Below are 23,163 nucleotides of genomic sequence, written 5' to 3'. Positions count from 1 at the left end.
AGTATATCAAACATTAGCGCTGCCAATATCACTCAACTCTATATTAATAAAAAGCGCAATTTACTTCTTTTACCTAAACGAGTTTACTTAGCAAAGCGTTTTTTATCGAGCCTTACAATGCCAATGATCATCGTGTTTAGTGCAGGCTTGTTTTGTGGGCTTGGCTTTTACGATCACAATGTTGGGAGAGTTGTGCTCAGTTACTAAAGCAGGCGTAACTACTTTAACTACTTTTTTATGTGGTTTATGCGCACTAGGACCATGTTGATATACAGTGCAGCCGCTCATAATAAGCGCGGTCGTCATTACTAAAACTATTTTTAAAGATAAGTTCATGTTTATTAGTCCTATGTAGCTTAACACAAAGCCTAGGATAAACTTTTTTTTGTATAGTGCTGTAAGCAAACGTAAGGATATTGTAAAGGTGACTTATATGGCTTTTGACGTCTATTTAACTAATTAATAAGTACATTGGTACTGCGTTAAATACGCCAATACCAATGCTTACAATATTGAGTTTAGAGCTCAGAGCTTAGTCCACTGAGTTCAAACTTATAAATCGCTGCGCCAACCCATACCAGACTCTTCCATTAAACGCTCGTACACGCCTTCTATGTTAAGTGGTAACCATGCATCAAACTGTTTAAAGTCACTAAATTGGTCTAATTTTACATTTTGTTTAATTTCGTCAAGCGTATTACCGGCTAAAACGCCTGCGGTTACTTGGCTATACAAAAGCTCTAAATAACTTAAGTAACGCGCTACATCTGCTTTACTGCCAATATCGGCATGTCCGCCTACAAAATTATTAAAGTCATATTTGAGTACCGCTTGAGTTGAATTAATCATGCCTTGAATATCGTAACTCCACAGTTTTTGCCACGGCATTCTGCCAATAACAATCCAATCAACCACAAACAAGGTTTTTTGCTTTTCGAATAATATACTAACCGAACCACGACCATCGTTTGGACCATGGTAGTTAAGCTTTACTGTTGAATCACCAAGGGTAAGTAGTAGCTCGTTATCAAAAGTAAGGCTGGGCATTACCGTTTTCATTTGTGTGTTTTTAATATCTTGCGCGGCGAGTTTATGCGCCACAAAAGTGGTGTGCGGGCTTTTGAATACTTCGGCGCCGTAAATATGATCGCTGTGATTATGGCTATAAATTACATACTTTACCGGTACGTTATAGCGAGTTTTAATTTGCTCGTTTAACCAGATGGCGGCTTTTTTGTTAAGCGGGTCGGTAACAATTGCACCCTCAGGAGTGATTAAAAATACTGAGCGGTGTCTGTCGTCTATAAAGCGGTGTAAGCCATCTCCTAAGTCTTCTATTTCATAGGCTTGTGTGGCAAAGCCTATAAACAATAGGGCTGTGGTTAATAGTTTTTGTAGCAAGCGGGGCATACACCATTCCTTTTTAAATTGATTAAATTAATAACGCTATTAAAAGAAGAAAGCATTAAGCAGTAAAAAATTTCAGCTATTGGTAAAATTAAAGCTTAAGCTTAAGCTTAAGCTTAAGTAAAAGGATCAAATATAAGGATGAAATAAAAAGCCATTATAAAAATGGCTTTAGATAGCTTGGTTGGGTTTATCTTTGTGTTAGTTGTTGGTTTATTTCTTCAAAGATACTGGCATCGTCTATGGTTGAAGGTATTTGTAGCTCTTCGCCATCAACCAATTGGCGCAAATTTTTACGCAGTATTTTACCCGAGCGAGTTTTAGGTAACCTATCTACGCTAACTATATTTTTAAGGCACGCAATAGCGCCAATCTGATTACGAACACTTAAAACAAGCGCTTGTTCTACGTCGGTACTTGAGCCCATAAAATCATTTTTAAGCACGATCATGCCCATAGGAAGTTGCCCCTTTAGAGGATCGTTCACACCAAAAACAGCGCATTCAGCAACAGCAGGGTGCGCGGCTACTATCTCTTCCATTTCGCCGGTAGAAAGCCTATGGCCTGCTACATTTATAACGTCGTCGGTTCTGCCCATAATAAATAGGTAGCCGTCTTCATCAATATAACCACCATCGCCAGATAAATAATAACCCTCGTATTCATTTAGGTAGCTTGCTTTAAAGCGCGGGGTATCTTGCCAAATTGTTGGTAGGCAACCCGGTGGAAGTGGCAGTTTAATTACCACGGCGCCTTGCTCGTTAGCTGCGCATTCATTGCCATCCATATCTAATATTCGCACGTCAAAACCTGGAGTAGGCACGGTAGAACTACCAGGTTTTGTTGCTAAGTACTCAAGCCCTACAGGGTTACAAGCAATAGCCCAGCCGGTTTCGGTTTGCCACCAATGATCGAGCACTGGCAGTTTGGTTTTTTCTTTAAGCCACTCGTAAGTGGGAGGATCTAACCGCTCGCCTGCTAAAAACAAACGTTTTAAGCTAGAGGTATCGTATTGATTAAAACCATCGGCATTTGGGTCTTCTTTTTTAATCGCTCTAAATGCAGTGGGGGCACTAAATAATGCATTTACTTTATATTCTTCAACCATGCGCCAAAATGCACTGGCGTCGGGTGTTTTAACCGGTTTACCTTCATATAATACGGTCGTGCAGCGATACATTAGCGGCGCGTAAACTATATAAGAGTGCCCAACTACCCAGCCAATGTCAGACGCTGCCCAAAATACGTCGCCGGGCTTCATACCATAAACGGTTTCCATGCTGTATTGCATTGCCACTGCGTGACCACCATTTTCGCGCACTACGCCTTTGGGTGTGCCTGTCGTGCCTGAGGTATATAAAATATACAGCGGATCATCTCCATTTACAGGCACCGGATCTGCGCTTGCAGCCGTTTGCATTGCCTGAGTCCAATCTATGTCTCGTTTAGGCTTAAGAGTGGCGGTTACTTGTGGACGTTGATAAATAACGCAGTGTTCTACTTTGTGCGCAGCTAAGTCTATTGCGTTATCAATAAGTGGTTGGTATTCAATAACGCTGTTTACTTCAACACCGCATGAGGCGCTAAGTATAAGTTTGGGCTTGGCATCATCAATGCGTACAGCTAATTCGTGTGCAGCAAACCCACCAAATACCACCGAATGAATAGCCCCAAGACGAGCACACGCCAACATACCAATAACAGCTTGTGGGATCATTGGCATATAAATAACAACGCGGTCGCCTTTTGTAACACCTAACGATTGTATTACGCCTGCAAATCTAGCAACTTCTTGTTGTAGTTGTGAGTAGCTATAAGTTTGCTTTGTATTAGTGACTGGGGAGTCGTAAATCAGTGCAGTTTGCTCGCCAAATCCGGCAATAACGTGTTGGTCTAGTGCTAAAAAACTGGTGTTTAATTGCCCGTCACTAAACCAATGGTAAAGCCCGTCGTCGTCTTGTGTGTATGCTTTTGTGGGGGGGTTATACCACGGAATATTTTTACTTTGTTCAAGCCAAAATTGGGCTGGGTTTTGTTTAAAACCATTATATTGCTGTTTATATTTGCCTGACATGTAAGGCTCCTAAAACTAAATTTGTGTGTGAGAGACCTTACAAAATGTAGGCTTTTTTTAGCAAGCAAGCTATTCGACCTTGGTCGGCTAAAAGTTAATCAATACACTGGTTTTAAAAATACAAAATTGACAACACAAAGCGTGTGGTTCAGCATGGCGGGCAGTAAAAATAAGAGAAAATACGATATGAGTAACGTAGTAAGAGTAGGGGTTGCGGTTATTATAAAGCATCAAAACACAATTTTACTAGGTGAGCGCATTGGCGCGCATGGTGCTAATACATGGGCAACACCTGGTGGACATTTAGAGTTTGGTGAAAGTGTTGAACAATGTGCAATACGAGAAGTGTTTGAAGAAACAGGTTTAGAGGTAAGTAAAGTTACTAAGCTTGATTTTACCAATGATATTTTTACAGCAGAGAACAAACACTATATTACGTTGTATGTAAAAGCTGATTTTGAAGGCGGAGAGCCTGAGCTTAAAGAGCCTAATAAATGTTTAAAGTGGCGCTGGTGCGATATTAATAATCTACCAACGCCACTGTTTACATCACTAAAAAATTACTTATCTGAGGCTGTACTAGCCTAGTTATTTTGTTGGCGGTGTCGCTGGGCTTAACTCTAGTTTACTAAAGCTTACTTGAGCGTAATCGCCATTTTGTTTATCTGTAGTCCAATCGCCAGTACCTAAACAACCTGGGTACCAAATACCTTTCGCGCTTTTAGTACTACATTGGTTATAAGCGCCGGCTTTAAAGTAATGCCAATCTGCAGCGTAACCATGTGGATGATCTTTTTCGTCCACTTTGCCATAAGCATCTACGTTATTACCTAAGTTAATAGAGTAGTTAACGTCTTCTTTGCCTTGTGCGCTAAATGTAAGGTGCATAACATTTTTATACACATTGACCGTGTAGCTAAATTCTTCACCTAGTGCAATACCGGCACTGCCAGGCTCGTTAGGGTTTTCCCATGTATTACCCCAAACTGGGTAAGTAATGTCTTTACGGTCAGGATTGGTTTTAGGTAAATTACGTTCGTAGTTCCAAAAAACTGAGCCTGTTTTATGCCCTGGCCATTTTTTGTAATATATTTTAAGTGGCTCATTGCCCCAGCCATAACCAAGCTTGGTATCAATAAGTGCCTGATCTTTACCTGCGTGAATTTGCCCTACAACAACCGAGTAAGCCGCTTTTTTATCAGGATCAGTAGCACGTAGCGCAACGTGATCTACTTTTAACGTTGCTTCCATTTTTCCACCAACAGAGCCAAATCGGTCAGATAGCGGGTGAACAGCTAAAGCAAAGTTGTTTTTAGAGTGTTTAGTTTTAATTTTAGTATTTGATCCACGGATCATTTGTCTAAGTTCACTACGGGTATTAGTAGAGTTAGCACTTGTAAGCGCTTTATTAGGCGAGGTAAATACCATGTAGCCTTTATCATCAAGATAGAAAAAATCAGGGTGTGCGTAAGTCTGAATTTCTTCTACATCTATTTCATCAATTTTACCGTCGTTGTTTAAATCCACTGGTACATTTATTTTCCAGTGTGATAAATCAAACTTTGTTGCAGGTACCGGCGCATCGCTTTGCTGATTAGTGCTTTGGGTACTTGAACAAGCCGTAAAAAGTAGAGGTGTGATAACGGCTAAAGCCGTAAGTTTAAATGTGGATGTATTTTTTATCATTATTGTCTCTGTGTGATGAAGTAAAAATTGCGCGGTACAGGCGTCGCTTAACCTCAATCTAACATACCAATTTAAAAATTAAAACTTACCAATTTGTAGTTTTTTATAATTAATTGTTATTTTAATGACGGTGTTTTGGTTAACCAATAGGGTTGGTTAACGTTATTATGTTATTTAAAATTGTTAAACAGAGGTGTTTTTCATCATATTTGGTAGCGCTTGATGTTTGCTAATATACTTATTTAAATAGGTTTAATTTATAGAAGGAGGAAGAGGGAGTTGCCACTTTTTTAAAATGGCTTGGTATTCGCCACTTACTTTTATAGTTTTTAATGCCTGCGAGATTAAGTTTGCTGTTTTATCGTCAAGCTGATTATTAGCAGCAAAATAGAGTATTGAAGGAAAATCAGCTAAATGAAGTCGTTTAGTTATTAAGTCTGGGTCGAGCCCTGACATTTTTAGTTCATTATCTAAGGTGAGTGTATTCATAAGGACAAAGTCAGTTCTACCCTTATAAAGCATTTGCCATGCCTGCTGATAATAACTAGCTAGTATTAAATTTTTATCTTCTTCAAACCCCATCTTTATTAAATATTTGGCACTCAAATATCCACGAATAGTGCCTACTTTATAAAATTTTGCATGATTTAAATGAGTTACTTCGTCTTTATGGCTTTTTAAACTAACTAGGTAGGCATCAGTAAAGTATACCGCTCCTAACCATTTAAACTGACTTTGCCTAGCGGGAGTTTTTAATAAAGAGAGCATAATTGTGTTTGGATTAGCTGCTAGCTGATGAAAGGCTCGTGCCATTGGCATTATTTCAAATTTAGCTTGTAGCTTTGCTTCTCTTAAAACAGCCTTAGCAATATCAACGGAAGCTCCGTCAGCTTCACCGCTTTTGTTTTTAAAATGGTAAGGGTGTAAATCTTCGGCAATAAAAGTAAGAGAGCTTACTGCCCTTACATTACTGCAAAAAATAAAAACGAAAATGAAAACTACAACACGCAGATACATAAGAGAATCTTTCTAACTACAATACTTTGAGTTTAAAGGGTCTTGTCTGAAATATATACTCAAATGTATAAAATAAGTAAATGAATAGGTATGTAGAGAGTCTATTGCATAATTAAAGAAGTGAAAATTGAACGTGTATTGAGTAAAGTTTTATATACCCACAAGCGCTGTAAAAATAATTGAGCCCTTGTGGGTATATGCAATGATTAAAAGTAGTATTGAATTGCAAATTTAGCCGATGTACTACTTGTATACCAATGTTGGTTTTTAAGTTCAGTACGTATAGATAAATTACGTGATAAGGAGTAATTCCACTTTATTGCAAAGTCACTGTGTTTATCTGCTTGGCCATCTATTAACCATGTTATGTTTGCTGTAAGAGCGAGTTTATGACTGTTATTTATTTGCCATATTGCACCAGCTTCACTACCAATGCCTGTTGTTAGGTTGTCTGTTATGTCACCATTATTAAATTCAACTTGGCCAAGTAAATAGCCGTGTAACGTGTTTGGGTTACCGATTGATTTTCCGTATCCACCTTTAGCAAACCAACGACCTTGTTGAATATTATTATTAGGCTGACGATCAAAGCCCATTTTAAAGTTCCAAGACCAGCTATCAAACACGCGGTTATCGGGTGCAAGTGACATAGCATCTAATAAATAAAAATGCTCAAGTCGCGTGTTACCCTTATCGCTTATGGCTCCTTCAATATCAAAAAAGCTAATTTGAGCACCAGGAATAAATCCAGCTGAGCTATCTAATAAATCATGGTATGCAAGGCGATACGCAAAGCTTGTTAAGTCACTTTGATGGGCGTACTCAGTTCTTCCAAGCGTTACTTTAGAAGATCCATGACCTTGCTCTGGAGAAGCAATAGGACGACTTGGCTTAGTAAATGGCGAAGCTACTTTATATTTGCTGCGCATTAGTAGTAGCTTAGTTAGTCGCGGTGCAATTTCTTCACGCTTTAATGCTTTATCGTAAAATTCAAAATTTAACCATTCATACGCCATTTCTAATATTGCGACTAATTGCGACTGTGAGTAATTACGAGTATTGAGGGAGCCACCTTGCATTAACTCTCTTGCATCATCAAGTTGTTCGTTAGTCATTTGAGTAGAGTAATGGTAAAGCTTAGTGCCAAAAGCAGGGCGGTAATTAGGAGTTTGTAGTAAGTTGTTATTTCTTAGTACTGCGACGGTATCTGATGGAATAGCTTGCATATTAAATGACGATGTTAAATCAAGGTCCTCTTGTGCGAGTTGTAATAATGCAAGTAATTGGTAGGAGCAGTTTTCATCAATAAAAAAGTAATCAAATGTAGCTGATTGTAGCTCCCATAAGTGCAATAAAATAAGCTCTACTTGTGGCTCAGATAAATTAAGTTTGTATTCCCAAATATCACGAGATTCTAAATCATTATATTCGCGTACTTTTTTATAGTACGGCATAAGCGAAAATTTACCAGGATAGCTGCCAATCAGGCCTTTTAGTGCGTACATAGCTGCATTGTCTGAGCCGTTTGGTTCTGCTGCAAAATTAACTGCGAATGCGAGCAACTCTTTATGGCGGGTCTGATCTTTTGCATCAATACGAAGTAAGGTGTGACCAAACATTGATGATGGGCTATTCATAAATGCAGTAGGAAAAACTAACGTAACCCCTTTTGGGTTGATTATTTTTTGCCACGCCTGAAGCTCTGGGCAATTAAGCGCGGGCCAGTTATTTTTAATTTTTGTTTTTAGCCATTTATAGCGTGCTGGAAACCGACAGCGAGATTGTGTTGTTTTTGGGTCAGTATTTTTACCACTAAATGCGGCTATAGTGGCTTCAAGTTCGTCCAGTGGACTTGTTTTACCTATAGGAGATAAAAAAAACTCAGCACTATCTACTTCACTTTTCCAACCACCTAATGTGGCCCCACGGTAATGACCTAATTTGAGCCAGTAAGGGTCGGTTGCTAAGGTGTCATTTTTAAAACTTTGAGCGTTTACGTAAGTACTAAACAGCGCAATTGATAAAACAAAGAATATTTTTTTCATAATCACTAAACAATAAAAGCCGCTAGAGAAATACTCCAGCGGCTTTATTTATACGTATAAAACCGGCTAATTTAGCTGATTAAGAAAGAGTATAAGAAGCAAGTTGTGCGTTACTTGCAAGAACAGTGTTTAGGTTTTCTAAAACTGTTTGCGAAGTTACGTTTTCAGAAGTAAATACTGAAGAAAACTGTGCTTGAGCAAGCGCGTTGAATGCTGCTTTATCTTGATCTGCAACACCCCAAGCTTCAGCTAGAGTAGCTAAAGTTTCGCCTTCACCTTTTGACATATCACGAGCAAGTTGCTCCATGTTACCGTCGATGAATAAAGCAATTTTTTCTGAAGACGTTACTGTACCAGTACCATCACAACCTAAAGTACCAAAAGTGATACCAAAAGTTTGGTTACCAGAAGTACCGTTTGTTGTAGCGCCTAAAATTTTAACGCCTTTACCTTGCTGACCTGCAAATAACATAGAACCAAGACCACAACCAATATCTTGGTCAGCCATAGCATTTGAGAAAGGTAGTAAAGATAGTGCAGCTACTGCGATTAGTTTTTTCATTTTCATAAATCCATATATGATTGTCTTTATTTAGGGTAAATAAAGTTCGCGAAAGATTCTAACAGACTTGCAGAGAAAAAGAACAGCTTAAAACATGAATATTTTACACTCTAATTTCTCTACTATATTAAAGCGAATGCAGGGAGAAACTAGACCAGTTCAATAATTTTTTATTGAACTGGTGGTGGTTTTTTACTTCTTGGGGCACCTAACAAAATACAGGTATGGCAAATACATACAGATAAAAATGCACTAATACCTAGTGCACCACCGTAGCCGTCAAGTTTTGGTACAAGAAATTCAAATAATATTGAAAACAAAACAGATGAGCTTGCTACCGTATAAATACCAAAACGATGCGGGGCGCTCATGCCAATAAATGTACCGCCAAAAAATATAATCGCGTATAAATCGGGGTTTAAATTCAATGCGCTAAAAATTAAGTAAGCAATAATAGAAAGTGAAGAGGATGCTCTTATACCATCAAAGCGACTATGTTTAGCTAAGTAAAACGTTAAAAAAGCACCAAGCAGTACAAGTAATGGGTATTCAATACTCATAGTACTATTCCTTTAGCTAATACAAAAAGTGCCACGCTTGCAAAAGCGACACTGCCAAGTTTGCCACCAAAGCCTGTAAACATATTCATAGTAAGCACATACAAACTTGAGCCAATAAGCGAAATAATACCAATTTCCCAGTAACTGGTAATTAAATGGGTTGAACACATACCGGCAAAACTACCAGCATAAATTGCAGCATAAGGATGGTTTTTATAACGCGCAGGAAAAGGAATAAAAGAGCCAATAAGCCCCGTTAGCGCGGCAGAAATTACTAAAGGCAGTGCAAAAGTAGTGTGCATAGCAAAGCAAGCTACAAAGCCTAAAAAGAAAGTAATGAATTTTAAAAGTAAGAATTTAATCATAGCGGCGCATTTTAAACTAATCCTTTTGCGCTTTCTAATACTCTCTAACAAATAAATGTTATAAGTAATTACACATTTAAAAAGCGTGTTTTTTAAACGACTCTTAGGTATTAAATATGCTTAATAGCGTTGCTGTTAATGTTCTATAAATCATAAATTATGTATAATGGCGATAATTTAATGTATTAAAGTGTTAACCAAGGGTTATTTATGTCTAACTGTTTGCATCTGGCTATTCCGGCTGGCGATTTAAAAGTGGCTAAAGCGTTTTATTGTGACGTACTAGGCTGTAAAACGGGTAATAGTGAAGAAGGTCGCTGGGTAGATATAGATTTTTGGGGCAATGAACTTACCTTACACCAAAGCGTTGAGCGCCTACCAACAGTTCGCCATGATGTTGATATGGGAGCCGTAGCAGTACCTCACTTTGGTATTCACTTATCTGAAGATGAATTTAACGGGTTAAAAACACGTATTGAAGATGCGGGTATTGAATACCTAGATAAACCATACCGCCGTTTTATTGGTGATGAGTTTGAGCAAGAAACGTTTTTTATTGAAGATCCAAATGGCAATGTGCTTGAAATGAAAACCATGGTAAACCCAGAGGTTTTATTTAAAAAAGTATAAATGCTGTTGTTTAAGTTAAGCTAAAAAACCACTTCAATAAGTGGTTTTTTTATAACTATTAATCAGTGTTTTGATAAATTAGTTAATATTTACAGGTAAAAAAATTACGCTACATACATGATTTTTATTCACTCTACAATATAAGTATAGACACCTAGACTTAATTTCAGCTCTCATATTTTATTGTTATTTATGCTGCTTAAACTCATAATTGCACCTTTGCTTATTTTACTAATAACATTCGCCCAAAAACGCTTTGGTAGTTTTGTTAGCGGCATAATTCCTGGTTTGCCTATTACCTCTGGCCTATTTCTTATTTTATAGCATTAGAACAAGGTAAATTATTTGCAGCTAACTCAGCGGTGGCCTCTCTTTATGGTATGAGCGGTATAGGCTTATTTTGTTTTAGTTACTTGGTTGTTTCACAAAGATTTGGAATGCTTAAATCGCTTTTTACAGCGTTGAGTATTTGGTGTGTATTTAGCGTTATTACTTTATTTTTACCAGTGAATATTATTGTGGCGAGGGTGATTTCGCTTTGTATTTTACTCGGTTTAGCTATTATCTCTACAAGGCTAAATATATCAGTTGATGCAAAACCATTAAATGCCCGCTGGGAGCTTTTGGTAAAATGATATTAGTGACGGGCTTTATCGTACTTGTTACGTTTATATCACAGCATATAGGGTCTGCGTGGAGCGGTTAATCTCTACCTTTCCGGTTATTTTAGCGGTAATGGGTAGTGTTGCCCACTTTATTGGCAAACAAGCCTCAACGTTATTTACTATTATTTTTAGCCACTATATAAACCGTAAGCAGTTTGCTAAGCCAGCTACGGTTTTAAATACTTAAAGCTAGCTATCAACTAAAGTGAGCGGCTTTACTTTACGCTGTAGTTTTTCATGATACATAGCGGTGTCGCCGGCTTTTAAAATTTCGTCAATATTTTTAGGAGGCTCACTAAATACGCTGCTACCAATGCTTGCCTTTATAGCAATAGGCTGGTCGTTATGCGTGATGGCGAGTTTATCTAACTCTATTTTTAGATGGTGTGTTTTTGGGCTTACTTGCGCTTTGCTGTAAAAGTGGGCAAGTACTACAAATTCATCGCCGCCTAAGCGGCCGACTGCATCGCTGGTGCGTACAATACTTTTTAAACTGGCGGCTACTTTACATAAAGCTTCATCGCCTACGGCATGCCCATAATTGTCGTTTATCTGTTTAAAGTCATCTAAATCTATATACATTAAACATAAAACTCCGCCTTTTTTTGCATGCAGCTCAATCAGCTCTGATGATTTTTTACCCCAGCCACGGCGGTTTAAAATGCCACAAAGGTGATCGTAATCGGCTTCGGTTTCGGCGCGTTTTTGTGCGATTCGCATACGGCTAATACGCCTAGAAACAGCTACTGCTAGTAAAAATGACTCCACAGCGAAAGCCAAAATAAATCCGTAACGTTGCATAAATGGGCTTTGATTAATAAGTAATACTCTAAATATCATGCTTACGAGCACCAAGCTCAATGCTACAAAAACAAGCGTTGCTTCGCGTATTCCTTTGCGAGCCTGTTGTGCCGCTAAAACAAAAATAACAGTCACAATAATTAATGAGCCGTAAGCCATGATGTTGCCAGCTATTTGCCAAATCAAAGTGTTACTGAACAATATTTTTATTAAAGAAAAGCACATAACAATACCGGCCATAATTTTTAAAATCTTACTTGTTTTTGGCCATCTATTATTTAGTTCAAGTAATGCGCACATAAACCATGTAGCACTGAGTACTGTTAAACCTATGCTGAGTAAGTATAAATCAAATAGGAGTGATGAAACGTGGTCAGTTATAAATAAATAGAGTTGGCCTTCTTGAAGCAAAATAAAGCTGCCAATACAAAAAATATAAGCGCTGTATAGCTTAAATATCTTGTCGTGAAGCCTGTAGCCCATTATAAATACGTAAAAAATGAGTGTGATACACAGCCCATAAAAAGCACCCATAATGAGATTATGTTGCTGTGTTTCTTTAAAAAAAACTTGTGTATTTTGCCACTTAAAGCGTGGTGTATAGTTAAGTTTTGACTCAACTGTAATAATGGCTGTAAAGTTTCCTGAGTCCATTAAAAATGCCACTTGTGCCGATTTTAATGGCTGCTTTATTACACCGTTTTGCTGCCATGTAAAATCATCAAGACCTGGGCGCAAAAACGAAAGTACGCCGCCACGCTTTAACAAGCAGTTAAGCTGAAATTGGTTTGTACCGCGTTTTGCCTGAAGTTCAGAAGTTGTATTAGGTTGTAAAGATGATGGAGGGGACTGACTATTTAAGGGGGTAATATCGCAAAAATCGCCTGCATTGCTATTAAATGCTATTAAGTAAATAAAAAAAAGAAATACGTATTTAGCACCTCCGTGTAAAATATTAGGAACTGTATTTTTATGATGTTTTTTGTCAGCCATAAGCACTTCCAAGCTCAACTACATTTTTTTATACTAGCAGAGCCCACCTATTTAGCTATTAGTTAATTAGTTAAATTAACTGTGTAATTGAGTTAATACTTCGCTAGGTGTTTTATTAAAGTGGCGTTTAAATTCGCGGCTAAATTGCGATGGGCTGGTATAGCCAACCTTTAATGCAGCTTCGTTGGCTTTACTTCCACTAGTGGTTATAAGCTCTTTAGCCTTAGCTAAGCGTACTTTTTTTAAATACTGTAGAGGGGATTCAAACGTTACTTGCCTAAAAGCACGATGAAACGACGATACGCTCATGTTTACATCTTCAGCTAACCCTTCAACCGTAATTTGATTGGCATAACTACTGTGCATAGTTGAGAGCGTGCGGGCGATACGTGCATAATGCCCATCATGCATAGCAAGCCCTATTAAAGTATGTCCTTGTGGACCACAAAGTACGCGATATACCAATTCTTTTACTATATCCTCGCCAAAAATGTCAGCCTCAATGGGGTTATTTAAAACAGCTAATAACCGGTGAGTAACGAGCTCCATTGCTGTATCTAAAGTTGCCGACTGTACTGCGCCAATTTGTGCAGAAGACGATGATGCTGAAAGAGGCTTATGCTGCATTATTTGATTAACGAGTTTGTGTAGCATTGCAGGGTTTATATCTATGGCAATGCCCATAACGGGTAAGTCGTTATCAGTAAATGCTTCACACTCTAATGGCACCGGTACGCCAAGGACTAAGTAGTCGCCTGCGCCGTATTTTATTTGATGTTCAGGAAAGTGAATTATTTTATGACCTTGCCCAACAATAATAATACCTGAGTTATATATAAGCGGCTGGCGCGGCGAGCTTTTAGTTGCTCGATGAAAATACACGCCTGGAATGATAGTTTCCATGGTGCCTTCAAAGCTGAGTAATTGATTATGCTCGGCGTATTGTTGCAACATATTGGCTATGGTGGGCATAAAAGGCATCTTTAATTGAGTGTATTTTGCGTAAAATAACAACGTTGGTAGTTTTAGGCAAGCTTTTGCGAGTTATTGGGCTTTTTTTATGTTTGTTTTGCTACTAATATGCACTCATTGAAATTTGGCTTAGCTAGTAACTAAGCATTCTATTTAGTATTTAACCGTCACCTAGGAGCAAAATAATGAAATTTAGCTACGTAAATCCAACTCTTATCCAATTCGGTCAGCAACAAATTGCGGCACTATCTGATTTGATCGCAAAAGATCAAAAAGTACTTGTAGTGTACGGCGGCGGTTCAATTAAAAAGAACGGCGTGTACGACCAAGTTGCAGCAGCACTTGAAGGCTTTGACTGGGTTGAGTTTTCGGGCGTTGGCGCTAACCCAACAATTGAAGTGCTAGACCAAGCAGTAAAAATTTGTAAAGAACAAGACATCGACTTTGTATTAGGCGTAGGCGGCGGTTCAGTGATCGACGGCGTTAAATACATTGCCGCATCAGCCGTTTATGATGGCGAAGGTTGGGATATTCCTACTGGTAAGCATACTATTACTAGTGCATTACCAATCGGTGCAATATTAACATTGCCTGCAACGGGTTCTGAATCTAACCAAAACTCAGTTGTGAGCAAAGAAGCAACGAAGCAAAAACTACCGTTTGCATCACCAGAAGTACTTCCTAAATTTGCGATTATGGACCCTGATGTAATGAAAACATTACCGCAGCGCCAACTTGTGAATGGTTTAGTAGATGCATGGGTTCACACCTGTGAGCAGTACCTAACATTCCCTGAAACAGCATTAGTTCAAGAAGGTTACGCTGAAGCACTTTTAAGAACGCTTAAAACTTTAGGTGATAACTTTGAAAACCAAGATGATGCATGGCGTGCAAACCTTATGTGGGCTGCTAACCAAGCACTTAATGGTTTAATTGGTTCTGGTGTATCGCAAGATTGGGCAACACATATGATTGGCCACGAGCTTACAGCGGCTTACGGTGTTGATCATGCACGTTCACTTGCTATTGTTCAGCCTTCTTTATTACGTAACCAATTTGCAGTTAAAAAAGCAAAGCTTGAGCAAATGGGTAAAAACGTATTTGGTCTTGAGCAATCTGAAGACTTAGCAGAGAAAACAATTGCAGCAATTGAAGCGTTTTACCACAGCCTTGACGTAGCGACCCAGCTTACTGAACATGGCGATGATAAAGCCGCTGCTATTGACAATATTATTGGTAAACTTGAAGCTCACGGCATGGTTGCTCTTGGCGAAAACCAAGCTATTACGCTAAAAGAAAGCCGCGAAATTTTAGAGCAAGCGGTTGCTTAATTTTCAAAGCTAAGCGCTTACTTAAATATACTAGGGCGTGTTGATCTTTGGTGGGTGAATTTGCAGCAGTATGTTTGGTTTTTAGGCAAGGCGGAGCCTATGTAGTGTGGTTATTCCCCATGAATAGGCGATAACGCAGCATAAATACCAAACATGCGCTGCCCTTTGGGTTCTTTCTAGGGACGATTAACTCTTTGTTGCTCGGTTTTTACTTAGCCCACTAGGTTACAAACCTCGCGCCGCGATTTAATCGCCCCTAGATTGAAAAAATTTCAATCCACAAAGATCAACACGCCCTAAGTAATACGTTAATAAAAAACCGTCAACCTTTGGGTTGGCGGTTTTTTTATGGATTATTATAAATACTGCGTTGCTAATTAACCAATAAATTTCGTATTAATGTTTTTTAATGATGATAGTAAACTGTGCTCAACGGTTAGGAAAAACCTAACGATTAAATAAATTTAAACAGGACTAAAACTCATGAAATTACTAAACACATTACTTAGCTCAAAAGCAGGCGTAGCAGCATTAATTTTACGAGTACCAGTTGGCCTTATTTTAGCGGCGCATGGTGCACAAAAGCTATTTGCTTGGTTTGGCGGTTACGGGCTTGAAGGTACAGGCCAATGGTTGGCGAGTATTGGTTTAGAGCCTGGCTATTGGTTAGCAATGATGGCAGGTAGCGCTGAGTTTTTTGGTGGCATTGCATTAGCAATTGGTTTGTTAACTCGCCCAGCCGCTGTAGTTGCCGGCTTTACTATGCTGATTGCTATTTTTAGCGTACATATTAGTAATGGCTTATTTATGGCAAACAATGGCTATGAATACGCATTAACTTTACTAGTAGTAACTGTAGTTTTAGCAATTCAAGGAGCGGGAAGCTTTTCTCTTGATAACGTATTAGCTAAAAAGCTCGCTAATAAATAGAGTGTGTTAATTAAAAAAATAGCGGCCAATTTGGCCGCTATTTTTGTTTAAATTATTCAGCAGATAATGTTAAAGAATAACTGTACTGCTTTTGCTCAAGTAAATATTCTTTATGGGTACTTGGGCTCCATGAATCATCGCCACCAACCCCCATATGTTGATGATCAATGTGTACATGTACGCAATCATCAGCAATGAGTTCGTTAGTGTGTTTCGCTTGCGTTAACATACTTTGCGAATACTCACTGGCGGCAAATAAAAACGCACCGGTTACGGTTAAATTATTAATACTCAGTAATTGGCAATCACTACGCACGCCGTTATCGGTTGGGAAAATATACGGGGTATGTAGCTCATTTAAACTCAAGCTGTAATAACCTAAACGTGCTGCGGCTTTGCGATCTGGGTAGTTTTCAAAAGGCCCTAAACCACGCCAGTTTACTTTTGTATCGCTTTGCTTGTTAAGCGTTGTACTTAGCCCTATACGCGGCACTGGCGGAAGTGTATCGTTTAAGTGCACATCAACATTTAAGCTAATATTGCCGGTATTATTTAGTGTATATAGCCATTGTGTTTTTGCTTGTAGCACGCCATTAAACTCGTAATTAAATACACAAGTAATACGTATATCAACACTTGATTGCACTGCGTGAATTGAGCTGCATGTGCGCTGCCATTGCCCTATACCTGCACGTAACCAACGTGCCTCCCATGCATTAGGGTCTAGGTTATCTACTTCGCTTACGCCTATGTCGTTATCAAGCGGGGCGCGATAAAAGTTATCAACCAGTGGGCTACTAATAACCTGAGTATCGTTTTGTAACCACTGCTCTATAAGCCCTGATTGCTTGCTAAAAACAAGTTTAAACTTATCGTTTTCAATACTTAGTTGAGAGTCGGTTTCGTTAACACTTGTAGCGCTTTGCTCTGTAGTTGGTGCAAATGATTCACTGTTTAAATTATTACTATTTATAAGCTTAAACTGCTCGGTGTTTAATACATGCTCGGCACTTGCAAAGCTACAATCGTTAATTAGTGCTACATCTAAATTAAGGTGGTATTGCGCACCTTGCTCAAACGTTGTTTTAGTTTTAATTGTTAACGTGTGTGTACTTTGCGGAGCAATATTAAGTACATGCTCGCCTTGTTCAACACAGATGCCATTTTGCATTAACTGCCAAACGAGCTTTTCGTTATCTGTGTGTCTAAATACGTAATCGCTAAATATATCAATGGTGTATTGATTTTTAGTTTGCTCGCGCAGCGTAAATTGTAAATGCTGCTGGCTGTATTTTGCTTCAAACAGGCTAGGGTGCGGCGTGCGGTCAGGGAATAATAAGCCGTTAATACAAAATTGGCGATCGTTTAGTTCATCACCAAAATCACCGCCGTAAGCCCAATAATGCTCACCATTTTCATCAGTTTTAGATAAACCTTGGTCTACCCAATCCCAAATAAAGCCACCTTGCAGGCGAGGGTATTCTCTAAATGCTTGCCAGTAATCGTCAAAGCTACCTAGGCTGTTACCCATTGCATGGGCGTACTCACATAAAATAAGCGGGCGAGTTTCACCCGGTAGGCTTAGCCATTTTTTTATTGAATATTTTGGTACGGCGTCATCGGCAACATGTGTATCTACACGGGCATACATAGGGCAAATAATGTCGGTTGCTGTGGTATTTGCGCCGCCACCTTCGTATTGCACTGGGCGAGAAGGGTCAAAGCTTTTTGACCATCCGTACATAGCATCGTGGTTGGCGCCGTGTCCGCATTCGTTACCCAGTGACCAAATAATAATAGAGGCGTGGTTTTTATCGCGCTCAACCATTTGAGTATAGCGCGACATAAATGCACCAGCCCACTGTGGATCGCTGGCAAGCCTACCCATTGGGAACATGCCATGGGTTTCTATGTTTGCTTCGTCCACTACGTATAAACCTAGCTCGTCGCACAGCTCGTAAAAACGCGGGTGGTTAGGATAGTGAGCAGTACGTACAGCATTAAAGTTATTTTGCTTCATCAGCTTAATATCTTCAATCATGTCGGCGGTGCTTACTGTGTGGCCGTTTTCTGGGTGGTGTTCGTGGCGGTTAACACCGCGAATAAGTAGCGGTTTGCCGTTTAAGCAAAGCTGTCCGTTAAGCATTTCCACTTTTCTAAAACCAATGTTATAGGCTTCAACATCTACTGTGTTGCCTTGCTCATCTAGCAGGCTTACAACGCAGCGGTATAAGTATGGGGTTTCGGCGGTCCACTTTTTAGGGCTTTGTATATCAATTGTTTGAAATACAACATCGCTCCAGCCGCCTTTTTCATCAACGCGTTTATTGTTAGTGCTTTGTATGTGTGGCTCGCAGAGTGCTTGCTCATTATCAAAAACCTGTACTGCTACTTGGTAGTTATTTGGCGCATTTATCGCCGTTTTTATATGTAGCGTTGCATCGCGATAGCAAGCGTCTAAATCGGGGGTTATAAACACATCACGTATTTGGTTTTGTGGTTTTGTAAGTAAGTTAACATCGCGAAAAATACCGCTTAGCCACCACATGTCCTGATCTTCTAAATAACTGCCATCGCTCCAGCGAATAACCATAACCGCAATACGGTTGGTGCCTACTACTAACAGTTCGCTTAAATCAAATTCGCTTGGTAAGCGGCTATCTTGCGAATAACCCACCCATTGACCGTTACACCAAAGGTGAAATGCCGAGTTTACGCCTTCAAAAATAATATGGTTACGCTGCGCTAATTGATCCGGTGTAATAGTAAACTCAGTGCGGTAGCAACCTGTTGGGTTATCGCTTGGTACAAATGGCGGGTTAACTGCAAATGGGTATTTAACATTACAGTAAATTGGTTTATCAAAGCCGTGTAACTGCCAGTTAGAAGGCACTGGAATACTTTGCCAATCTTTGCTTAGTGTTTCACTTAGTAATGACTCATCAACCGCTTCGGGTTTATCGAATAATTTAAAATCCCATTGGCCGTTTAAACTTTGTTTTTGTGATTGTGTGTTAGTACGGGCATGGTCAACGCTTTTAAATCCATTGAGTGGGCTGTGCGCTTTTACTTGATTAACTTGTACTGAAATTGGGTTTTCCCAATCACGGCGGTTAATTATGTGTTGTAGTGAGTTCATTAGTGTCCTATTGCATGTATGGCAATTATAGTGGCTTAAATATAGCTAAAATAATGCGTTGGGGTTATGCTTAAAGCTCTCTTTTATTTGTCCAAAACTATCATTTTAAATTATGCGCAACACTATTGTAGATGTACTCGATATTGGCCCAGAGTGTACAGAGCGGTTTATTGATTTAACCACGCTTTCGCAAATGCCAAACCTTGAAATAGAGCTGGCAGGTTGCTCTAATTTATTGGGTGACTATTGTGTTGCACGTACTAACCCGCTCGAACACACTCTTTTTTATACTTTGGCTGGTCAGGGCACACTTAAAACAGTTAATAACCAATACTCATTAACTGAAAATAGCTTAGCTATATTGCCTGCAAGGCAAAGTTTTGAGGTTAAAATAGCAAGCGAAAAGTGGGATGTGATTTGGCTAAACCTTGCAAACACTAAACGTTGGCAACATTTAAATTTAGCACAGGCTAAGGTATTAACTAATCAGCAATTAGCGCCATTACATTTAGCTATGGAGCTTTTATATAGCGAGAGTAACGCTACTTTGCGCGAAGGTGTTATGCCTATTTTAAGCCACTACTTAAACACTACGTTGCAAAGCGAGCCGCAAATAGGTGGGCAAAACAGATTAACCAGCTTGTTTTTAGAGGTAGAAGAGCGCTTACAGTTTGATTGGACTATAGAGGTTATGTGCGAGCACGTGCATTACTCAGCACCGCATTTACATAGGTTATGCCAAGCGCAATTTGGTAAAAGCCCTATGCAGCAGCTTATTTATTTACGCATTAAACGAGCTAAAAGCTTACTACTAAATACTCGCTGGCCTGTTGCCCATATTGCTGCTTACGTGGGGTATCCTAATATATTTAATTTTTCTAAACGGTTTAAAAAATCAGTGGGTATATCACCAAGTGAATTTAGAAAATAACGTAAGCGGCTCTCTACATTTGAATAAATTTAAGGTATTGTGCGATTTCTTAAATTGCATTTTAGAGTTTTTAGGTAGGTAATGCGCTCAAACTACTTTTTAGTCGTGATACTTTTAGTGCTTGTGCACAGCTTTATTAGCTGTGATGCGGCGGCGTATCATCTGCAAGAAGAAGTTGATCATGCTACGCATGTTCATTCTCAAGCAAATGTAAACGATGAAGATGCGCAATCACCTACTGAAATACATGCCCATCAGCATTGCCACTGTGGTTACTACAGTACGCTAAATCACTCTATAAGCCCTGAGCAAAGCCAAGCTACACTGCCTGCGTGCTATAGCGGTTTAAACTATCCACCAGATGTTCCGCCACCAAATTTTTATAGCTAGTTTTTAATTTTAAACACTTTGTAAATAACTGCCTGCGCCTGTGCGCTATAAGGCTAGTTATGTACATATTTAGGTTGCTTAATTGCGCTTGTTTTTAAAATAGGCGTAGTGATTAAGTCAACTCTGTTTGTTAAAAAACGGACATGCTATATGAACAAAAAACCACTTATGCTGGTGGCGCTACTGTGCGCATTACCTGCAATGAGCGTTTTGGCAAAAAATGAGCCTCAATACGTATTAACGCTAAAGCAAGCGCTTAAAAATACCGAGCAGCAAAATGCTGAACTTAAACGCTACCCGTATCATCAAAAAATATTAACGGCGCTTAAAACCCAAGCTGCGCTTTCACCTAATCCTGAGCTGAGTTTTGAAGCTGAAAATTTTTTTGGAACTCACGGCTCTCATGCGTTTTCGGGGGCGCAGTACACGCTGGCTTTAAGCCAATTAATAGAGCTGGGTGATAAACGCCAAAACCGCATTAACTACGCCACGGCAAATATAAAAGCGCAAACAATTGAGTATAAAAATACTCGGTTAGCACTTTTAGCAACCACCGCTGAGCGCTATTACCAAATACTTAAATTTCAGGCGTTAATTGCTTTAAATAGTGAGCGTAAAAACACCGTTAAGCAGGCACTTAACGCAATTGAAAAACGCGCTAAAGCGGGTGCAGCCTCAAGTGCTGATGTAACCCGCATGCGTTATGCATTAAGCCAAGTAGATTTAAATACGCTGATGCTAAATAGCGAATTTGAGCGTGCGCGCTTAGCTCTAACCGAGCTTTGGCAAGAGCCGCAAGTGAGTGATTACTATGCTGGCGATTTATCACAAATAGCTGCTGTTAAAAGTGAAGCAGTGCTACTTGATGCGGTAAATACAGCACCTGAATTTGCACTGCTGCAGCAGCAATATATGCAGCAAACGGCTAATTTGTCGCTGCAACGCTCAAGCGGGCAAAGCGATTTAACCCTGGGTGGTGGCGTGCGATATAACCAGCAAACTGATGCCAGCTCGTTGGTGTTTTCTTTTTCAATGCCACTGCAATTAAGCAATTCTAATAGCGGTAATATTGAGGCTGCAAAGCATCAACTTACGCTACTTAATGAGCAACAAGGGCAATTACGTGTTCAGCTACGCCAGCAAATACGCACTTTGTATGCGTATTACCAAGGTAAAACTGCGCAGGCACAGCTATTAACACAGCAAGCTATTCCACAAGCACAAACGCTTATAAAACAAAGTTTAAAAAGCTATCAACAAGGGCAAATATCGGTGTTGCAATTACTCGACGCACAGCAAGCTTTATTTGATTCTAAACGCGCACTTATCAACATCCATAGCGAGCTATATCAAGTACTGCTTACCCTTGAGCGTTTAACTGGCCAACCTTTAATTGAGACTCATCAATCATGAATAACACTCTTATCGCATTATTTATAACGCAATTATTTGCACTCCCATTATTAAGTAGCACGGCTATGGCATCAGATAGCCATCACGAAAAAGGCCACGAAGAAGGCCACAAAGACGAACACACACAAAAAGGCCCACACGGCGGATTTTTACTAACCAATAACGCGCTTGATTTAGAGCTTAAGTTAACCCAGTTTGCAGGTAATACCGAGCTGCGAATATATGGCTTTAATAACAATAAAGCCATTGATATAAACCAGTTAGACGTAACCATAAACGTGCAGCGTTTAAGTGAAGAGCCACAGCTTATTCGTTTTAAAGCTGAAGATGACTATTTAGTAAGTACCGTGAGCGTAAACGAGCCGCATTCTTTTAAGCTTGATGTAATGGCACGCTATAAAGGCGTTGAAATAAATTATCATTATGAGCAAGAAGAAGGGCGTACAACGCTAAGCTCCCAAGCAATTGAACGCGCAGGAATTAAAACCGACATTGCAAAAGCAGGTAGCGTTGAACTAACAGATACTTTATTTGGTGTTATAGCACCCACCGCGCACGGCACCGTTGAAGTAATGGCGCCTTATACCGGCTTAGTTAACGATATCTTTGTAAGCATTGGTCAAAACGTTAAAAAAGGCGATAAACTTGCCAGTATTACCAACCGCGAGACCCTACAAAATTACACCATAAAAAGCCCAATTACAGGCGTTATTACCGAGCAATATTTAAAGCGCGGTGAGCTTGCCAACAGCGCATTAATGCAAATAGTAAACCTTGAAACCGTATGGGTCGAGCTCTCGGCTTTTCCTGAAAATATTGAAAAGCTCGCCATAGGACAAAGCGCAAAAGTGTACGATTTACATCATCATTTAAATGCGCAAGGTGAGGTGTTTTACATAGCCCCGATGATGAGCGGCGGGCATATTGCGCGTGCGCGAATCGAGCTTACAAACCCTGATGGTCATTGGCGTCCTGGTATGCATGTTAATAGCGACATTAGTACTGCAAAAGTAGATGCTGCAGTGCGAGTAAAGGCTACAGCTGTGCAGGAATTTAACGGCAAACCTAGTGTGTTTATTAAAAGCGGCAATGTATTTGAAGTACGCCCTGTAAAGCTTGGTGCTAAAAACAGCGAGTGGGTAGAGGTACTTGAGGGGCTCTCGCCAAATAGTGAGTACGTAACGCAAAACAGTTATGTAATTAAAGCCGATATATTAAAAAGCGGCGCAAGCCACTCACACTAGGAGGCAGC

General features: G+C 39.5%; 22 protein-coding genes. 10 read left to right on the top strand and 12 right to left on the bottom strand.

From position 1 onward, the window contains the following. Positions 1-102: 102 nt before the first annotated feature. The 3 genes from H5116_RS03735 to H5116_RS03725 all read right to left on the bottom strand — a co-directional run bounded on the left by H5116_RS03735 (position 103) and on the right by H5116_RS03725 (position 3,481). Positions 103-336 (bottom strand): hypothetical protein, encoded by a 234-nt coding sequence (locus H5116_RS03735; RefSeq protein WP_182715588.1) that lies wholly within the window; start codon positions 334-336, stop codon positions 103-105. A 216-nt stretch (positions 337-552) separates the two neighbouring features. Further along, positions 553-1,410 carry an MBL fold metallo-hydrolase gene (locus tag H5116_RS03730; protein ID WP_024596687.1) on the bottom strand — a complete coding sequence of 286 codons (858 nt, stop codon included), beginning with the start codon at positions 1,408-1,410 and terminating at the stop codon, positions 553-555. Between the two features lie 187 nt (positions 1,411-1,597). Beyond that, positions 1,598-3,481, bottom strand: a complete 1,884-nt coding sequence (locus tag H5116_RS03725; RefSeq protein WP_182715587.1) for a propionyl-CoA synthetase — start codon at positions 3,479-3,481, stop codon at positions 1,598-1,600. Positions 3,482-3,667: 186 nt separating this feature from the next. Between H5116_RS03725 and H5116_RS03720 the strand changes: the two genes are divergently transcribed. Continuing rightward, complete coding sequence (locus H5116_RS03720; protein ID WP_182715629.1) at positions 3,668-4,069, top strand: NUDIX hydrolase; 402 nt, start codon at positions 3,668-3,670, stop codon at positions 4,067-4,069. Here H5116_RS03720 and H5116_RS03715 read toward each other — a convergent pair whose 3' ends face one another. The 6 genes from H5116_RS03715 to H5116_RS03690 form a co-directional block, all read right to left on the bottom strand. Further along, positions 4,070-5,167 carry a polysaccharide lyase family 7 protein gene (locus H5116_RS03715; RefSeq protein WP_182696150.1) on the bottom strand — a complete coding sequence of 366 codons (1,098 nt, stop codon included), beginning with the start codon at positions 5,165-5,167 and terminating at the stop codon, positions 4,070-4,072. 252 nt (positions 5,168-5,419) lie between these two features. Then, a complete protein-coding gene (locus tag H5116_RS03710) occupies positions 5,420-6,184 on the bottom strand; it encodes an ABC transporter substrate-binding protein (protein ID WP_024596684.1) in 765 nt (254 codons plus the stop codon). A gap of 206 nt (positions 6,185-6,390) precedes the next feature. After that, positions 6,391-8,229 carry a DUF4105 domain-containing protein gene (locus tag H5116_RS03705; protein ID WP_024596683.1) on the bottom strand — a complete coding sequence of 613 codons (1,839 nt, stop codon included), beginning with the start codon at positions 8,227-8,229 and terminating at the stop codon, positions 6,391-6,393. A 79-nt stretch (positions 8,230-8,308) separates the two neighbouring features. Further along, positions 8,309-8,791 carry a DUF3015 domain-containing protein gene (locus H5116_RS03700; RefSeq protein WP_002962856.1) on the bottom strand — a complete coding sequence of 161 codons (483 nt, stop codon included), beginning with the start codon at positions 8,789-8,791 and terminating at the stop codon, positions 8,309-8,311. Between the two features lie 170 nt (positions 8,792-8,961). Further along, the gene (locus H5116_RS03695) at positions 8,962-9,351 is read right to left on the bottom strand and encodes a hypothetical protein (RefSeq protein WP_002962855.1); all 390 of its coding nucleotides are present in this window, start codon (positions 9,349-9,351) and stop codon (positions 8,962-8,964) included. Then, a complete protein-coding gene (locus H5116_RS03690) occupies positions 9,348-9,653 on the bottom strand; it encodes a hypothetical protein (RefSeq protein WP_182715628.1) in 306 nt (101 codons plus the stop codon). The genes H5116_RS03695 and H5116_RS03690 overlap by 4 nt, the downstream gene beginning before the upstream one ends. Before the next feature lie 273 nt (positions 9,654-9,926). Between H5116_RS03690 and H5116_RS03685 the strand changes: the two genes are divergently transcribed. The 3 genes from H5116_RS03685 to H5116_RS20275 all read left to right on the top strand — a co-directional run bounded on the left by H5116_RS03685 (position 9,927) and on the right by H5116_RS20275 (position 11,198). Beyond that, positions 9,927-10,346 (top strand): VOC family protein, encoded by a 420-nt coding sequence (locus H5116_RS03685; RefSeq protein WP_010554617.1) that lies wholly within the window; start codon positions 9,927-9,929, stop codon positions 10,344-10,346. 437 nt (positions 10,347-10,783) lie between these two features. Beyond that, positions 10,784-10,981: a hypothetical protein gene (locus H5116_RS20280; RefSeq protein WP_240915878.1), complete on the top strand. Its 198-nt coding sequence runs from the start codon at positions 10,784-10,786 to the stop codon at positions 10,979-10,981. A 58-nt stretch (positions 10,982-11,039) separates the two neighbouring features. Then, positions 11,040-11,198 carry a hypothetical protein gene (locus tag H5116_RS20275; protein WP_240915877.1) on the top strand — a complete coding sequence of 53 codons (159 nt, stop codon included), beginning with the start codon at positions 11,040-11,042 and terminating at the stop codon, positions 11,196-11,198. Between the two features lie 2 nt (positions 11,199-11,200). Here the strand turns inward: H5116_RS20275 and H5116_RS03675 are convergent, their stop codons facing one another. Together H5116_RS03675 and H5116_RS03670 are read right to left on the bottom strand one after the other, a co-directional pair. Continuing rightward, complete coding sequence (locus tag H5116_RS03675; RefSeq protein WP_182715586.1) at positions 11,201-12,805, bottom strand: diguanylate cyclase; 1,605 nt, start codon at positions 12,803-12,805, stop codon at positions 11,201-11,203. A 75-nt stretch (positions 12,806-12,880) separates the two neighbouring features. Then, positions 12,881-13,777, bottom strand: a complete 897-nt coding sequence (locus H5116_RS03670) for an AraC family transcriptional regulator (RefSeq protein WP_182696153.1) — start codon at positions 13,775-13,777, stop codon at positions 12,881-12,883. A gap of 185 nt (positions 13,778-13,962) precedes the next feature. Between H5116_RS03670 and H5116_RS03665 the strand changes: the two genes are divergently transcribed. Next, positions 13,963-15,108: an iron-containing alcohol dehydrogenase gene (locus H5116_RS03665; protein WP_002962851.1), complete on the top strand. Its 1,146-nt coding sequence runs from the start codon at positions 13,963-13,965 to the stop codon at positions 15,106-15,108. A 483-nt stretch (positions 15,109-15,591) separates the two neighbouring features. Beyond that, positions 15,592-16,038: a DoxX family protein gene (locus H5116_RS03660; RefSeq protein ID WP_182715585.1), complete on the top strand. Its 447-nt coding sequence runs from the start codon at positions 15,592-15,594 to the stop codon at positions 16,036-16,038. A 52-nt stretch (positions 16,039-16,090) separates the two neighbouring features. Here the strand turns inward: H5116_RS03660 and H5116_RS03655 are convergent, their stop codons facing one another. Next, a complete protein-coding gene (locus H5116_RS03655; RefSeq protein WP_182715584.1) occupies positions 16,091-19,177 on the bottom strand; it encodes a beta-galactosidase in 3,087 nt (1,028 codons plus the stop codon). A gap of 112 nt (positions 19,178-19,289) precedes the next feature. On the opposite strand from H5116_RS03655, the gene H5116_RS03650 reads away from it, so the two are divergent. The 4 genes from H5116_RS03650 (at position 19,290) to H5116_RS03635 (ending at position 23,155) form a co-directional block, all read left to right on the top strand. Next, positions 19,290-20,108, top strand: a complete 819-nt coding sequence (locus tag H5116_RS03650) for an AraC family transcriptional regulator (protein ID WP_024595140.1) — start codon at positions 19,290-19,292, stop codon at positions 20,106-20,108. 81 nt (positions 20,109-20,189) lie between these two features. Beyond that, the gene (locus tag H5116_RS03645; protein WP_182693098.1) at positions 20,190-20,498 is read left to right on the top strand and encodes a hypothetical protein; all 309 of its coding nucleotides are present in this window, start codon (positions 20,190-20,192) and stop codon (positions 20,496-20,498) included. 150 nt (positions 20,499-20,648) lie between these two features. After that, positions 20,649-21,911, top strand: coding sequence for a TolC family protein (locus H5116_RS03640; protein WP_182715583.1), 1,263 nt, complete (start codon positions 20,649-20,651; stop codon positions 21,909-21,911). Beyond that, entirely contained in the window at positions 21,908-23,155 is a 1,248-nt protein-coding gene (locus tag H5116_RS03635) for an efflux RND transporter periplasmic adaptor subunit (protein ID WP_182715582.1), read from the top strand. The genes H5116_RS03640 and H5116_RS03635 overlap by 4 nt, the downstream gene beginning before the upstream one ends. Positions 23,156-23,163 lie beyond the last annotated feature (8 nt).

Origin of the sequence: Pseudoalteromonas sp. SG45-2 (assembly GCF_014164115.1) — a bacterium.
Taxonomy (GTDB): domain Bacteria; phylum Pseudomonadota; class Gammaproteobacteria; order Enterobacterales; family Alteromonadaceae; genus Pseudoalteromonas; species Pseudoalteromonas distincta.
Note: the sequence above shows the minus strand (reverse complement) of the source record. Positions and strands in the feature narration are given on the sequence as shown.

Excerpts from the sequence above, each read along its gene's own strand:
- H5116_RS03735 (WP_182715588.1), bottom strand. The coding sequence starts at position 336 with ATGAACTTATCTTTAAAAATAGTTTTAGTAATGACGACCGCGCTTATT.
- H5116_RS03730 (WP_024596687.1), bottom strand. The coding sequence starts at position 1,410 with ATGCCCCGCTTGCTACAAAAACTATTAACCACAGCCCTATTGTTTATA.
- H5116_RS03725 (WP_182715587.1), bottom strand. The coding sequence starts at position 3,481 with ATGTCAGGCAAATATAAACAGCAATATAATGGTTTTAAACAAAACCCA.
- H5116_RS03720 (WP_182715629.1), top strand. The coding sequence starts at position 3,668 with ATGAGTAACGTAGTAAGAGTAGGGGTTGCGGTTATTATAAAGCATCAA.
- H5116_RS03715 (WP_182696150.1), bottom strand. The coding sequence starts at position 5,167 with ATGATAAAAAATACATCCACATTTAAACTTACGGCTTTAGCCGTTATC.
- H5116_RS03710 (WP_024596684.1), bottom strand. The coding sequence starts at position 6,184 with ATGTATCTGCGTGTTGTAGTTTTCATTTTCGTTTTTATTTTTTGCAGT.
- H5116_RS03705 (WP_024596683.1), bottom strand. The coding sequence starts at position 8,229 with ATGAAAAAAATATTCTTTGTTTTATCAATTGCGCTGTTTAGTACTTAC.
- H5116_RS03700 (WP_002962856.1), bottom strand. The coding sequence starts at position 8,791 with ATGAAAAAACTAATCGCAGTAGCTGCACTATCTTTACTACCTTTCTCA.
- H5116_RS03695 (WP_002962855.1), bottom strand. The coding sequence starts at position 9,351 with ATGAGTATTGAATACCCATTACTTGTACTGCTTGGTGCTTTTTTAACG.
- H5116_RS03690 (WP_182715628.1), bottom strand. The coding sequence starts at position 9,653 with ATGCACACTACTTTTGCACTGCCTTTAGTAATTTCTGCCGCGCTAACG.
- H5116_RS03685 (WP_010554617.1), top strand. The coding sequence starts at position 9,927 with ATGTCTAACTGTTTGCATCTGGCTATTCCGGCTGGCGATTTAAAAGTG.
- H5116_RS20280 (WP_240915878.1), top strand. The coding sequence starts at position 10,784 with ATGCTTAAATCGCTTTTTACAGCGTTGAGTATTTGGTGTGTATTTAGC.
- H5116_RS03675 (WP_182715586.1), bottom strand. The coding sequence starts at position 12,805 with ATGGCTGACAAAAAACATCATAAAAATACAGTTCCTAATATTTTACAC.
- H5116_RS03670 (WP_182696153.1), bottom strand. The coding sequence starts at position 13,777 with ATGCCCACCATAGCCAATATGTTGCAACAATACGCCGAGCATAATCAA.
- H5116_RS03665 (WP_002962851.1), top strand. The coding sequence starts at position 13,963 with ATGAAATTTAGCTACGTAAATCCAACTCTTATCCAATTCGGTCAGCAA.
- H5116_RS03660 (WP_182715585.1), top strand. The coding sequence starts at position 15,592 with ATGAAATTACTAAACACATTACTTAGCTCAAAAGCAGGCGTAGCAGCA.
- H5116_RS03655 (WP_182715584.1), bottom strand. The coding sequence starts at position 19,177 with ATGAACTCACTACAACACATAATTAACCGCCGTGATTGGGAAAACCCA.
- H5116_RS03650 (WP_024595140.1), top strand. The coding sequence starts at position 19,290 with ATGCGCAACACTATTGTAGATGTACTCGATATTGGCCCAGAGTGTACA.
- H5116_RS03645 (WP_182693098.1), top strand. The coding sequence starts at position 20,190 with ATGCGCTCAAACTACTTTTTAGTCGTGATACTTTTAGTGCTTGTGCAC.
- H5116_RS03640 (WP_182715583.1), top strand. The coding sequence starts at position 20,649 with ATGAACAAAAAACCACTTATGCTGGTGGCGCTACTGTGCGCATTACCT.
- H5116_RS03635 (WP_182715582.1), top strand. The coding sequence starts at position 21,908 with ATGAATAACACTCTTATCGCATTATTTATAACGCAATTATTTGCACTC.